This window comes from Erwinia sp. HR93 (genome assembly GCF_034555055.1).
GTDB lineage: Bacteria > Pseudomonadota > Gammaproteobacteria > Enterobacterales > Enterobacteriaceae > Apirhabdus > Apirhabdus apintestini.
The window spans coordinates 1188600-1201826 of the sequence record NZ_JAXUDP010000001.1; the positions used below are offsets into that span (position 1 = coordinate 1188600).

Annotated in this window: 11 protein-coding genes and 1 tRNA gene; 5 read left to right on the forward strand and 7 right to left on the reverse strand. The window is 50.8% G+C overall.

The features are described from left to right. The first annotated feature begins 198 nt into the window (after positions 1–198). The 4 genes from tssF to yiaA all read left to right on the forward strand — a co-directional run bounded on the left by tssF (position 199) and on the right by yiaA (position 5272). Complete coding sequence (tssF, locus tag SFA31_RS05530) at positions 199–1956, forward strand: type VI secretion system baseplate subunit TssF (RefSeq protein WP_322837077.1); 1758 nt, start codon at positions 199–201, stop codon at positions 1954–1956. Continuing rightward, positions 1920–3005 carry a type VI secretion system baseplate subunit TssG gene (gene tssG, locus SFA31_RS05535; RefSeq protein ID WP_322837078.1) on the forward strand — a complete coding sequence of 362 codons (1086 nt, stop codon included), beginning with the start codon at positions 1920–1922 and terminating at the stop codon, positions 3003–3005. The genes tssF and tssG overlap by 37 nt, the downstream gene beginning before the upstream one ends. After that, a complete protein-coding gene (tssJ, locus tag SFA31_RS05540; protein ID WP_322837079.1) occupies positions 2983–3528 on the forward strand; it encodes a type VI secretion system lipoprotein TssJ in 546 nt (181 codons plus the stop codon). The genes tssG and tssJ overlap by 23 nt, the downstream gene beginning before the upstream one ends. Before the next feature lie 1294 nt (positions 3529–4822). Then, the gene (yiaA, locus tag SFA31_RS05545) at positions 4823–5272 is read left to right on the forward strand and encodes an inner membrane protein YiaA (protein ID WP_322837080.1); all 450 of its coding nucleotides are present in this window, start codon (positions 4823–4825) and stop codon (positions 5270–5272) included. A gap of 382 nt (positions 5273–5654) precedes the next feature. Here yiaA and SFA31_RS05550 read toward each other — a convergent pair whose 3' ends face one another. The 7 genes from SFA31_RS05550 to aspA form a co-directional block, all read right to left on the reverse strand. Next, positions 5655–5939 carry a hypothetical protein gene (locus SFA31_RS05550; protein WP_322837081.1) on the reverse strand — a complete coding sequence of 95 codons (285 nt, stop codon included), beginning with the start codon at positions 5937–5939 and terminating at the stop codon, positions 5655–5657. Positions 5940–6353: 414 nt separating this feature from the next. Beyond that, positions 6354–6429, reverse strand: a tRNA-Phe gene (locus tag SFA31_RS05555). Positions 6430–6668: 239 nt separating this feature from the next. After that, positions 6669–7244 carry a transcriptional regulator gene (locus SFA31_RS05560; RefSeq protein WP_322839303.1) on the reverse strand — a complete coding sequence of 192 codons (576 nt, stop codon included), beginning with the start codon at positions 7242–7244 and terminating at the stop codon, positions 6669–6671. A 48-nt stretch (positions 7245–7292) separates the two neighbouring features. Further along, positions 7293–9011 (reverse strand): protein-disulfide reductase DsbD, encoded by a 1719-nt coding sequence (locus SFA31_RS05565; protein WP_322837082.1) that lies wholly within the window; start codon positions 9009–9011, stop codon positions 7293–7295. Continuing rightward, entirely contained in the window at positions 8987–9310 is a 324-nt protein-coding gene (cutA, locus tag SFA31_RS05570; protein WP_322837083.1) for a divalent cation tolerance protein CutA, read from the reverse strand. The genes SFA31_RS05565 and cutA overlap by 25 nt, the downstream gene beginning before the upstream one ends. Before the next feature lie 133 nt (positions 9311–9443). Then, positions 9444–10745 (reverse strand): anaerobic C4-dicarboxylate transporter, encoded by a 1302-nt coding sequence (locus SFA31_RS05575; protein ID WP_322837084.1) that lies wholly within the window; start codon positions 10743–10745, stop codon positions 9444–9446. A 121-nt stretch (positions 10746–10866) separates the two neighbouring features. Beyond that, entirely contained in the window at positions 10867–12303 is a 1437-nt protein-coding gene (gene aspA / locus SFA31_RS05580) for an aspartate ammonia-lyase (protein WP_322837085.1), read from the reverse strand. Between the two features lie 351 nt (positions 12304–12654). Between aspA and SFA31_RS05585 the strand changes: the two genes are divergently transcribed. Then, complete coding sequence (locus SFA31_RS05585) at positions 12655–13128, forward strand: FxsA family protein (RefSeq protein ID WP_322837086.1); 474 nt, start codon at positions 12655–12657, stop codon at positions 13126–13128. The last annotated feature ends 99 nt before the right edge of the window (positions 13129–13227 follow it).

A 13227-nucleotide genomic window follows, 5' to 3' on the forward strand; every position in this document is an offset into this window, starting at 1 on the left:
TGCCCGCCTGGCATGAGAAGGTCCGGGAGATGACGATAATTTTCAGCGTATCCGGCAGGAGGTTAACAAACTTGTCGGCATCGATATTGAATCTTTGTATTCAGCATGGATGGATTTCTTTTTTTTGCTTAACCCTGCCAGACTCCCAAAGTCTGCCTCCGTACTTAACACGCAGTAATTAACTAAACAGAAAGAATTATGGATGACTTAACCCTGCGTTACTACGACGCTGAAATGCGCTATTTACTGGAAGCCGGTGAAGAATTTGCCCGGGCTCACCCCGAGCAGGCGGCCATGCTCAATCTCGATAAAGCGGGCGCTCGTGACCCGTATGTGGAACGGCTGTTTGAAGGCTTTGCTTTCCTGATGGGCCGCCTGCGTGAAAAGCTTGATGACGATCTGCCTGAACTGACCGAGGGGCTGGTCAGCCTGCTGTGGCCGCATTACCTGCGTACTATTCCGTCGTTATCCGTGGTCGAGTTTTCTCCCGACTGGCGGGAAATGAAAGAGCCGATGCGGATAGTGAAAGGCTTCGAGGTGCATTCCCGGCCTATCGGCGAGAAGAGAACGCGCTGCCGTTACACCACCACAAAGGAAATCGATCTCCAGCCGCTGTCGCTGGATCAGGCAAGTCTTGTGACCGACCCCGATGGTCGTTCGGTCATTACTCTGCGTTTCAACTGCAGCAAACTGGCGGACTGGAGCCGCCTCGATCTCAGCCATATTCCGCTCTATTTTAATGCGGATGCACCGCTGGCCTGCGCCATGCATGAAGCCTTTACCATGAACGTGGCGCGCATGTGGCTACGGCTTCCTGGAGATGTGGACAAAAGACCGCTGGAAGGGCACTTTACCGCGCTCGGGTTTGGCGATGACGATGTTCTCTGGCCGAAAGGTAGCAGCTTCAGTGGTTACCAGCTATTACTGGAGTATTTCACTTTCCGTGAGAAGTTCATGTTCACCGGTCTGCGCGGGCTAGAGTCCGTAGACTTTCCGGCAGAACTGACTTGGTTTGAAATTGATGTGGTGCTGAGTGAGCGCTGGGAACATGATTTCAGCTTTACTGAAAAGCATCTGCGGATGAACTGTGTCCCGGTGATTAATCTGTTCCCGCTGGAGTCGGATCCGCTGACGCTGAATTCCCTGCAGACGGAGTATATGCTGCGCCCGATGCGCGTGCAGGATGGCCATACCGAGATTTACTCCGTGGATTCGGTGATGTCCTCAAGCCAGCATACGTATGTGCCGTTCTCAAGCTTCCGCCACAAAGGTGGGATGATGCGGCATGAGGCACCGGAGTATTACTATCACACTCGCGTCCGCCGTGGTCCATCGGGGCTTCATAACACCTGGCTTATACTGGGCGGTGAGGCTTTTGATAATCATACCGTGCCGGAAGATGAGAGCCTGTCGCTGACGCTGACGCTGACCGGGACCAACGGGCAGTTACCGCGCCGTGCACTGCAGAGTACCGTGCTCGATACGGTGATGAAAACCACCTCAGCCAGCATCGCCGTGCGTAATCTCTGTGCGCCAACCCTGCCCTGTTATCCACCTGCTCAAGATCGCTTCCACTGGCGAGTACTGAGCCATCTTGGCAGCAGTTTCCTCTCGATGATGGATAACGCGGAAGTACTGCGCGGCACGCTGGCGCTGTATGAATGGACTAACAGTGAGATGAATCGCCGTCGACTTGAGGCTATCATCGATGTGAAACACGGCGAAACCGAACGCTTTGAGCAGGGATATCTGGTGCGCGGTGTGCAAATTGAGGTGACTCTTGATAGCCACGGCTTTGCCGGGCGCGGAGATATCTGCCTGTTTGGTGAGATGCTGAGCCGGTTTTTTGCGCTTTACACCGATATTTATCTGTTTAACCGCCTGATTATCATTCTGCAACCAACTGGAGAGCGCCTGGAATGGGAAGAGAAGCACAACCGCCGCATTCCCGGCTGACCGCGCGGCTGAACGCCGACCTGCATCGCATTAACTTTTATCGTTTCTGCCAGTTACTGGAAAAGCGCAATCCGAGTAAGCCGCTACTGGGGGCGACCAGCCACCCTGCCGACGACCTAGTGCGCTTTGCCTCACATCCGGGAATGGGGTTTCCGGCCAGTGAGCTGAAAGCCGTTGAATACGATGAAGATGATGACAGCAAACCCCCCGTCATCCGTACCACATTTATGGGGATGTACGGTGTCGACTCACCGTTACCAACGGTGTATCTCGATGACATTACCCAGCGGCGAGAAGGGCATGAGGCGCTGCAGGGGTTTCTGGATATCTTCAGCCATCGCATCCTGACGCAGTTTTACCGCATCTGGCGTAAGTACTCCTATCCGGCTACGTTTGAGCCCGGCGGTACCGACAGCATTTCACAGTCACTGCTGGGCTTGGTTGGGCTGGGAATTCCCGGTACCGCAAATCATATTGCTACGCCGGTTTCGCGCTTTCTGGCGTTACTCAGTGTGCTGCAGCAGCCAGGCAAAACGCAGGAGGGTATGCAGGCGCTGGTACACTTGCTGGCACCGAATACCCGCGTAAAAGTCAGTCCGTACTGTATGCGACCGGTGGCAGTCAGCCAGCCGCTGGGTTTTTATGATGAGGCTGATTTTTTGCTGGATGGCAATATGCCGCTGGGTGATGAAGCGATGGATGCCAACAGCCAACTACTGATTGCGCTCACAACGGATAACGAGCTGGAGGCGCGGGGCTGGAAGCCGGATGGTCTGTTATATCAGGATTTCCTGGTCATGCTGCGTGTGTATTTGGGCTGGCGCTTTAAAGCCCGGATTACCTTGACCACTTCAACCCGATTGCTGGCAGCGCCCGCGCTGGGAGAAGGGCCTTTCTGGCTGGGTATGAACGGGGTGCTGGGGGCTGAGAGTGATAGCCTTTCGGATGATATCCCTGAAACCTTTACGACAGAACTAGGTTATTACACCGGGCTTAAGCCTGCGAAACCACAACAAGGAAACCGACGTGTTACGTACAAATTTACTTAAGACCGCGCGCTGGCTAACACCGCTGATGGTGTTCACTTTGGCAGGGTGCGGAGTGACGCAGAGCGTCACCGATGGTACTAAATCGGCATTTAATGCCGTGTTCTATAAAAAGATTAAGGTGCTACACTTGGATTTTACCGCGCGTGAAGCGCTGAATACGGACTCTCATGAGAGTAACTCATTGTCTGAGCCGGTGGTAGTCCGTGTCTATCAACTGAGAGATCGCAAAACCTTCGATAAAATGGTCTATCAGCAACTGCTTAAAGACGGAGAAAATATTCTGAAGGAAGACCTGCTGGCTAGCCGTGACGTGGTGGTGAAGCCGGGCGGCGATGAGAACCTTGATATGCCGATGGAAGAGGCGGCGCAGTTTGTGGCCATCGTCGGGCTATTTCGAGATCCTGACCTGGTCAATAATACCTGGAAGCAGGTTATCAAACGCAACGATTTGGAGCCGGATAAGGCGCGCATTCTGGAAGCCGGTAGCAACCATCTGACGCTACAGCCGCTGAAAGACGACTGATATTCAGGGATATAGCGTCTGCGGGCAGTATGCAGTGTACCGTGGTAGTTTTACCGCTGACTTCACCCTCAGCCTGGCCATTGAAAGTCAGTAGGTTATCCTGCCGGGGCCGGATAATATGCAGCGCAATCTTAACCATCGCGCCGGAGCACTGTCGCATTTGATCGGGCGTGGCCTGATGCGATAAATATTCTTAATAGATGCCGGGAACGGCTCATAAACTGTTGGGAGCCTGTCTGCTACTTTGCTCAAATATGAGCTATGTCTGAATAATAAACTCTGATCTGCAGTAACTGAACATCTACGGCGCGCTACGTCATTGATGCCAGATTCACGACTATTGATCTAATGCGTTATGCCACCGATTTTATGTCAGAATGCCTGATTCTGGAGCGAGGTATGATGCATCAACGCTATTTTAGTGCGATCTCAAATAGTTAAATGGAGCTATTAATTAAAAGGAATGTATGTAAGAAATGTCATTAATAAATTAGCATTAGGTTTCGCGTAATTTTATCTTTATCCGTTCTATCTGTTTGTGCCACCAAGAAGCATTTCGAATGTAATTAAAAATCATGAAAGTGGAGAAGCCTTATATAGTAGCGATGTAATTTCTGCAGTAGCTGTTACTGAAATAGAGCAAGGTAAATATAACTGGATATTTGTTGTCGAGCATTTCGATTATGCCCTTACCGCCGGTGATGACGATTTATGCGCGCATGGGTGATCGGAAAAATCGATAAATCGTGAATCAGAGCATCGAGGCGTGGTGAATTTACATTCAATAAAGATAAGAGCGGGTTCACAGGGGAAATACATTACAATATCATTATCACGATGCAACGAAGCGCGTGCGTATTCCCAGCATATTGAAGATTTCCTTCTGATATTGTTCGAAATAACAGCAGCGTGAGTGTGAGATCAGCATCAGTAATCTGGCGGGAATAATTAATAAAGCGAATGCCGAAGATATTTTTTGGTTTGATAACCTCATTATAATAGGGTTTTATACTAAAAATAATTTATCGGCTGAACGGCCACTTACCCGGTCGCTGTAGCAACTGATGTTGCTCTGTCTCCGCTATATCTCTTTAGTAGGGTGGCTGCCTTGACTGTTTATGGTCTGACTCTGTTACTTTGATAACCTAATTATTAGTTAGACACTGAATATCATTATTGTAAATAATTTCTAGAGTAAATTTATTCCGGAAAGTTATGTTGGTATGCAAACGCCAGCGATTATCACAAATACCGGGAAAGCCCGGAGTTATATAAATAAGGATTGAAATAATTAATGAAAACAAATACAGCAAAAACTTCTTCTGCATTTAATGCTATGTCATGGCTGGCGCTGGTTGGGGGTATTGTGGTTTATCTGGTCGGTCTTTGGCGATCTGATATGGCGCTTAATGAAAGAGGGTATTACTTTGCCGTAATGCTACTCGGGTTATTTGCCTCCGTATCGCTGCAAAAAACGGTGCGGGATCGTATGGAAGCCATTCCCACGAGCCATATTTATTACGTTTCGTGTGTGGTTTCTTTTGTGATCTCTATTATTCTGCTGGCGGTTGGTTTATGGAACGCTACGTTACTGCCGAGTGAGAAAGGTTTTTATGCTATTGCTTTTTTCTTGTGTCTGTTCGGTGCCATCGCGGTACAGAAAAATATACGCGACAGCCAGCAGGAGGATAATGAATACTCACAGCCTGCAGCCCGGGTGTCGGCGGAAACTATAAAGGAATAAATGATAACGCGGCCTCCTGATCTCAGGGGCTGCTTTTCAACGGGTAAATACCTGAACGAAAGCGAGCATTTTTTCTTTGTCCTGAAATTGGGTGTGCGGTTGTAAGGAATGGAACCATTAGGGACATGAGTAAAAACATGCTATTGCTATCGGCAGATTTATAAGGTTTTCATCCGTTTTAGCCGCGTGGTTTTTAGCGGCTGTGTGCGCCATTGGTGGGCTGCAAGAAGTAAAAACCCGTCTTATAGGCGGGTTCTTAGAAGAAGCAGTGCCGGACTTAGAATCGAACCAAGGATTCGTTTCTATAACAACGAAATCACCTAATAACAGTAAATTACTTTTACGCTTCCGAAGGTAATACTATTTAGTACGACCAACGTAATTAGTTACTTTTTTCCGGGTGCTCATGATAGTAATGCATCAAACCGTTCACATATCCTTGAGCATATGCAGCCAGTGGGCTGATGTGGCGAACTTCACTCGCCTGGCTCTCTTGAATGGAATCGATGGCTTCTTTCATATCCAAAACTGTTTGCTTAACGTAGCCTGCTTGATATCCCAACTCGTATGCACAACCAGCACATTTATGGCGGCTGAAATCACCCTGATCCTTAGGGAACTGAGAAAAGTAAGGATTATTGCGGTGAGGTTTTTGACATGTTGCCACGTTTGTTATCTCCATTAGAAAATGACTAGGAACCTCCATAGTCATACCCAATATCAATGAGTATCCTTGCTATATGTGAGGGAATAAAGAAGAACAATATTTCAAAATTTACCTGCATCACACTCATGATTCAAAAGTAAAAATAGATGGCATTATCAAGGTGGACGGAGGGGGAAAGGAGTTGTCGGTAGGCTGTCGTGGAACATTTCCTGATAGCAAAGGACGTAATTCCGGTTATCGAGAAATATCACGCCGAATACATCCTGCTTTCTGTCGCCAGCTTGTAGCGCTTAAGATAAATGCTCATACTGGATGATAAAAGCAGGGTAGTGATATCAGCACTCAAAGTGATCGTATATCTACCGGTATCTCAGAAAGCAAAAAACCAGCCCGTAGGCTGGCTTTTCTAAATAGTGGTGCCCGGACTCGGAATCGAACCAAGGACACGGGGATTTTCAATCCCCTGCTCTACCGACTGAGCTATCCGGGCAACGGGGCGCATTAAACCGTAAAGCGCTCATGGCGTCAATGAAATTTCCTGCAAAACGATTTGTTTGCTCAACTTTGCAACAAATCCTGCGTCAGGTGAATAAAAATGAGCTATCGCGGCCGGGGAGTGTAGGTTCCGGCGCGTCGGGCGCCGGGGGATTCGCCATGTACAGGCCGTTCCGACTTGCCTTATTTAGGCATTTAGGCCGGGTGAGCGGGCTGGCCCTGCGTTACCCTATTTTAGGTTAATGCACCGGCGGTGCGGCACTGGGCCAGACGTAAAATATCTTCTGCCAGCCGGCGGGCGGTATCAATGTCGGCGGCGCTGCGATTGACCAACAGACGGCTTAAACAGCCTTCCAGAACTAACTCCATCTGCTCAGCCACCATTGAAGGATCGTCAACGTCGAGCTGGCTCAACAGAGCGTGCGTATATTCGCGGGCGACGCGCTTTTGGTGCGTGGCGAGCTGATGTATTGGGTGTTCTCCGTCCGGGAAAAAGCTACAGGCTGCGATGAATAGACAGCCGGGATAGCGCGAGTTGGCGACGCATTCGGTGAGGGTATCGTAGCGGGCCAGCAGCTTACGCTGCGGGTTTAGCGTATCGTCGTGAATCAGTTTGTGGCGCCAGGCGTCAATTTGCTGGCTATGGTAGCGTAAGGCGTCATAAAGAAGCGCTTCGCGATCGGGCCAAAAACGGATTAGCGCTTCTGGTTTAGCCTGAACCGCTTCTGCAACCATGTCCAGCGTAGTGCTGGCAAGCCCGTTCCGCTCCAGCAACTGTAAAGCCTGTTCTAACACATCTTCGCGTTGCACCATGTTCTCCTTACCTATTCCCGGCGACTCGACCGTATCAAGTGTTGTTTACCGTAAGTGATTGTGCAAATGCGTGCGGAAAGCTTCTGCTTTCATAAAACCTGTCACGCGCGATTGCGGAATTTCCCTGCCCTCGGTGTCAAAAAAGAGAATAGTAGGCAGCCCCAGCACCTTCAGGTGCTTTAGCAATGCCACGTCATCCGCACTGTTTGCCGTAACGTTCGCCTGTAGCAATACGGCGTGTTTCAGCTCGGTCTGCACCCTTGGGTCGCTGAACGTATATTTTTCAAATTCTTTACAGGCGACGCACCAGTCGGCGTAGAGATCCAGCATCACCGGTTTTCCCTGTGCCTTGGCCAGCGTCTGCTGAAAAGACGCGATATTAGAAATGCGTGAAAAATGCAGTGATTTTTGGGCGGGCTGCGCCGTTGAACGGCTAAAGACCCAGTCCTGTAGCGGCCGGGCGGAAATTATCGCGGCGCCTAACAGAATAATTTGTAGCACTTTGGCGATGCGGCGCTCGCTGCGCAGGCAGGTAATAAATGCCCAAATAAAGAAGGCGAGGCCCAGCAGGCTCCACAGGCGCATTCCCCAGACGTCGCCAATAACACGCTCAAGAAGGAAAGCGGGCAGCGCCAGAATGATAAAACCAAACGCAATTTTGACGTTTTCCATCCACGGGCCGCTTTTGGGCAAGAGTCGATTACCAAAAACCGTAATGAGGATGAGGGGGAGCCCCATGCCCAGCGCGTACAGGTAAAGCGTACTACCGCCAAGCCATACATTACCGCTTTGCGCAATGTATAGCAGGATGGCGCTCAACGGTGCGGTAGTGCACGGTGAGCAGATTAGCCCGGCGATGGCACCCATAACAAATACGCCTCCGGCCGATCCGCCCCGCTGGCGATTGCTCATTAAAGCCAGCCGGGTCTGGAGCGAAGAAGGAAGCTGAAGCGTAAAAACGCCGAACATGGATAGCGCCAGTAAAATAAAGAGTGCGGATAGCCCAATCAGCACCCAGGGCTGCTGCAATGCACCCTGAAACTGCATACCGGCCGCGGCGATAATCAACCCCAATGCCGTATAGGTGAGCGCCATCCCCTGCACGTAAATCAGTGCCAGTATACATGCGCGCGCGCTGGAAAGCCGGCGCTGGCCGCCGAGAACAATACCTGAAATCAAGGGATACATCGGTAAAACACAGGGCGTAAAAGCGACGCCGATGCCGATCAGTAGCGCCCATAGCATAGTGAACGGGCGCTGCGCCGATGGTGCTTCAGAAGAAGGCAGGGGGGCCGTCAGGGCCGGTGTGGACGCGGCAGCCGGTTGCTGCTGCACGGGCGCGACGGCGCTTAACGGTACGCTGTGCGTTTCTGGTGGATAGCAAAAGCCCGCTTCGGCGCAGCCCTGCCAGGTCACCTGTAGTACCCCGTCTTTCTGTGCAGAAATGAGCTTCAAATCCAGCGCGATCGGCTGAGGGTAGATTTGGCTTTTGCCAAAAAACTCGTCCTCGTGCCAGGTTCCGGCGGGAAGCTCAAAGTTCTCTAATGTCGCCTGCTGCGGGACAACGCGAATTTGCTGGCGGTAGAGATAATAGCCGGGCTTTATCTGCCAGTTTAGCGTGACGTTATGCCCTCGCTGGCTGAAATCAAACGCGAAGGCCTGTGCAGATGAGGCAAACTGCGGCTGGCCGGGCTTATCGAATAAGCCAGCGAAAGCCGGGGTGCTAAGTAGCAGTAGAATTAGTGTAAAGACGCGTACAGCCATGAGAGGTATTCACTGTCTCCTTGAAGAACGGGCAACACCAGCAATTCGGGTGTCTCATAAGGATGCCTTGCCTTAAGCGCTGCCAGCAAGGCATTGACGTTCGCTTTATCGCTTTTAACGATCATTTGCACTTCATACTCCTGTTCAAGCTTTCCTTGCCAGTAGTACAGAGATGTTGCGCCAGGCAGTAGCGTTGCACAGGAAGCGAGTTTTTCGTTCAGGACGTGCGCGGCCAGCTCTTGGGCGGTTGATTCATCGGGAGCGGTGCAGAGTACCACAACCGCATCGGGCGTTGTCATAGCGAACCTCCGTATCGGCAATCAGCGCAGACTATATCATGCGTAGCGCGCGTGGAGGGAGGATGAGATGTAAGCGGGCGTAAGGCGGCTGAGTAAAGCGGCCACCGTGCGGGGGCGGCCGCGAGGTCTGGCGCTAAATAATGAGGCTGCCAAGCACAAAACCCAGCATCACGCACAGGGTGATAGCAATTACGCCGGGAATAAGAAAAGCGTGGTTAAACACATATTTCCCAATACGCGTAGAGCCGGTGTCATCCATTTCCACTGCGGCCAGCAGGGTGGGGTAAGTAGGCAGTACAAATAGCGCCGAAACCGCTGCGAACGAAGCGACGGCGGTGAGAGGGCTAACCCCAAGCATTAGCGCAGCGGGCATCAGCGCTTTGGTTGTCGCAGCCTGCGAATACAGAAGCGTCGCGGCGAAGAAAAGCACGATGGCGAGCAGCCATGGGTAGTTATGCAGTAGCTCCCCGGCGACGTGCTGGATATCGCTGATATGATGTTTCACGAAGGTATCGCCAAGCCAGGCGACGCCGAGTACGCAAATACAGGCGCTCATGCCGGATTTAAATGTGCCCGCGTTCAGTATCTCGCCAGTATTCACTTTGCAGGTCAGGCAAATAAGCGTGGCGATGGTCAGCATAAATACCACAATCGCTTCATTGCGCGGCAACACCGGGTTGCTGATAAGGCCGACGGTATCGCTGATTGCCGTGGCATAAAACATCACGGCGATAATCCCGATGAGAAAGAGCAGGACCGAGCGGCGCGCGTGCGGTTTTATCTCGAAAACCTGCTCTCCGCGCAGCTTAATCTCGCCCAGAGCAAGGCGTTCCTGATAAACCGGATCGTCTTTCAGTTCACAGCCGAGAAAGTTACACACAACGGCGGTCAGCATGACGGCAACCAGCGTCGAAGGGATGCATACGGCGAGTAGCGTCAGGTAGCTCACTCCCAAAGGTTCGAGGATGCCGGCGAAAAATACTACGGCGGCGGAAATCGGCGATGCGGTAATGGCGATTTGCGAAGCCACCACGGCGATGGAGAGCGGGCGTGACGGGCGTATTCCCTGTTCTTTCGCTACCTCGGTAATCACCGGCATCGTTGAAAACGCCGTATGGCCGGTACCTGCCAGAATAGTCATAAACCAAGTGACCAGCGGTGCGATAAACGTAATGTATTTGGGATGGCGCCTGAGCAGGCGCTCGGCAATGCTCACCAGGTAATCCATGCCGCCCGCGACCTGCATGGCGGCGATGGCTGCGATGACCGCCATGATAATTTCAATCACATCAAACGGTATCGAGCCGGGGGTGATTTGGAACAGGAGCGTTAATACCAGAACACCTAGCCCGCCGGCGAAACCAATGCCAATGCCGCCGAGTCTGGCTCCTAAATAGATAGCCAGCAAAACGATGACGAGTTCAGCACCAAACATAGTGGTTATCCTTAAAATATTACAAAACTGAAATGAATATGTTATTTATTCGTATCTAATGAAAAGAAAAAAGGCACGTCACTGTGGACGTGCCTTTTTGCATTGTTACGCCGTACTCGCGTTATTGTTCGCTTTCATCGGTGTAGCGTTTCGCTTTGTAGGCCGGATGCATAAGGTTATTAACGGAGAAGATGTCGTCTAATTCGGTTTCTGTCAGCAGCCCTCGTTCAAGGACGACTTCTCTTACGCTCTTGCCCGTTTCCGCGCAAATTTTACCCACGATATCGCCGTTATGGTGGCCGATAAATGGATTCAGATAGGTCACAATGCCGATAGAGTTATACACGTAGCTCTCGCAAACGGCTTTGTTGGCCGTAATACCGATAACGGTTTTCTCCAGCAGGTTATAGCAGGCGTTAGTCAGAATGTGGATGGACTCAAACAGCGCCTGGCCTATCACCGGCTCCATGACATTAAGCTGAAGCTGTCCGGCCTCTGAGGCCATGGTCACGGTTGTGTCGTTGCCGATAACTTTAAAGCAAACCTGGTTAACCACTTCCGGCACCACAGGGTTTACCTTGGCGGGCATAATGGAAGAACCCGCCTGCAGTTCTGGCAAGTTAATTTCATTTAAACCGGCGCGTGGTCCGGAGGAGAGCAGGCGCAGATCGTTACAAATTTTTGATAATTTCACCGCCAGGCGCTTCAGAGAGCTATGTACCATGACATACGCCCCGCAGTCTGAGGTAGCTTCAATCAAGTCTTCCGCTGGTACAACGGGCAGATTGCTGACTTCTGCCAGCTTTTGTACCGCAAGCTGCTGATAGCCATCTGGCGTATTCAAACGCGTGCCGATAGCGGTAGCTCCCAGGTTTACTTCGAGCAGTAATTCAGCCGTGCGCATAAGGTTTTTTGTTTCTTCATTGAGCAACACGCTGAACGCGTGAAATTCCTGGCCCAGCGTCATTGGTACGGCGTCCTGAAGCTGCGTGCGGCCCATTTTTAAAACATTTTCAAACTCGGCGGCTTTACGCTGAAAACCTTCACCTAATTGATGGATAGCATCGACCAGTTTCAGGATGGATGCGTACACTGCGATACGAAACCCGGTGGGATAAGCGTCGTTAGTGGACTGGCATTTATTGACGTGGTCGTTCGGGTTTAGGTACTGATATTCCCCTTTTTGATGCCCTAGCAGCTCCAGCCCGATATTTGCCAGGACTTCATTGGTGTTCATATTCACGGAGGTACCCGCGCCGCCCTGATAGACATCAACTGGAAACTGATCCATACATTTGCCGTTATTAAGCACTTCATCACAGGCGGCGATAATGGCGTCAGCAACTTTACGAGGAATCGTTTGAAGCTCTTTATTCGCCAGCGCTGCGGCTTTTTTCACCATCACCATACCCCGGACGAATTCAGGGATATCGCTGATTTTACTGTTGCTGATATAAAAGTTTTCAATCGCTCTCAGAGTGTGAATGCCATAATAGGCATCCGCCGGTACTTCACGGGTACCCAATAAATCTTCTTCGATACGAATGTGATTAAGCATGTGAACCTTCTTTTGCAAGCTGCCAGTTAATTACATCAGAACACGCTAAGGATATGCGGTTATTTATTGGTCGAGCCGACGATTATGTCCATGCAAGACGCGTTTGCCCCGATCATATGCTGTTATCAGCGAAAAGCCGTAATCTGGATCACTTATTACCTCGTATGTAGTATCAGGATTGCTAATATGTGAGCAGTATCACTGCCTGATAATTATTAGAGAAAAGAGAAGGCTTCGCATTGATTTTTGGCGGTAGCGCCTCCATCTCTAGCCCGTATGTGAAATGAATTCATGTTGAACGAAGTACACGAGAGCCGCTTTGCGGCGGAGATGACCTCAGGAGCTCTGTCAGTGCGTTGGATCCCTTTACTTGCTCTTTTCCTCTATGTCTATATAGAGATGACGATTTTTATTCAGGTCGCCCACGTATTTGGCGTTCTGCTTACCCTTATGCTGGTAATTTTTACCTCAGTCATCGGCATGTCGCTGGTCCGTAATCAGGGCTTTCGCAACCTTATCCTGATGCAGCAGAAAATAGCGGCGGGAGAAAGTCCAGCAGCGGAAATGATTAAAAGTGTGTCGTTGATCCTGGCCGGCGGGTTATTACTGCTACCGGGCTTTTTTACCGATTTCCTCGGCTTACTTTTGCTACTGCCACCCGTGCAGAAATTAATCACTCTGCGCCTGTTGCCTTACCTGCGTTTTTCCCGCGCGCCGGGCGGCTTTGGTCCGGGAGGAGAGAATGGTCAAACCTATGACGGTGAATTCCAGCGCAAGGGCGATACATCCTCGCGTCTGGAAGACCGCGATCGCGACGAGCGATAAAAAAACAAAAAAAATTTCCTCTTTCCCCTTGAAGCGGAAAAAGGCGACCCCATTACATCGTCACCCGCCGGAAACCCTGGTATGCCGGTGTAACCCATA

Bases quoted from the DNA above. Each gene is read 5' to 3' on its own strand.
- cutA (WP_322837083.1), bottom strand. From the start codon at position 9,310: ATGACAACGCCCGATGCGGTTGTGGTACTCTGCACCGCTCCCGATGAA.
- SFA31_RS05565 (WP_322837082.1), bottom strand. From the start codon at position 9,011: ATGGCTGTACGCGTCTTTACACTAATTCTACTGCTACTTAGCACCCCG.
- tssF (WP_322837077.1), top strand. From the start codon at position 199: ATGGATGACTTAACCCTGCGTTACTACGACGCTGAAATGCGCTATTTA.
- tssG (WP_322837078.1), top strand. From the start codon at position 1,920: ATGGGAAGAGAAGCACAACCGCCGCATTCCCGGCTGACCGCGCGGCTG.
- SFA31_RS05575 (WP_322837084.1), bottom strand. From the start codon at position 10,745: ATGTTTGGTGCTGAACTCGTCATCGTTTTGCTGGCTATCTATTTAGGA.
- aspA (WP_322837085.1), bottom strand. From the start codon at position 12,303: ATGCTTAATCACATTCGTATCGAAGAAGATTTATTGGGTACCCGTGAA.
- yiaA (WP_322837080.1), top strand. From the start codon at position 4,823: ATGAAAACAAATACAGCAAAAACTTCTTCTGCATTTAATGCTATGTCA.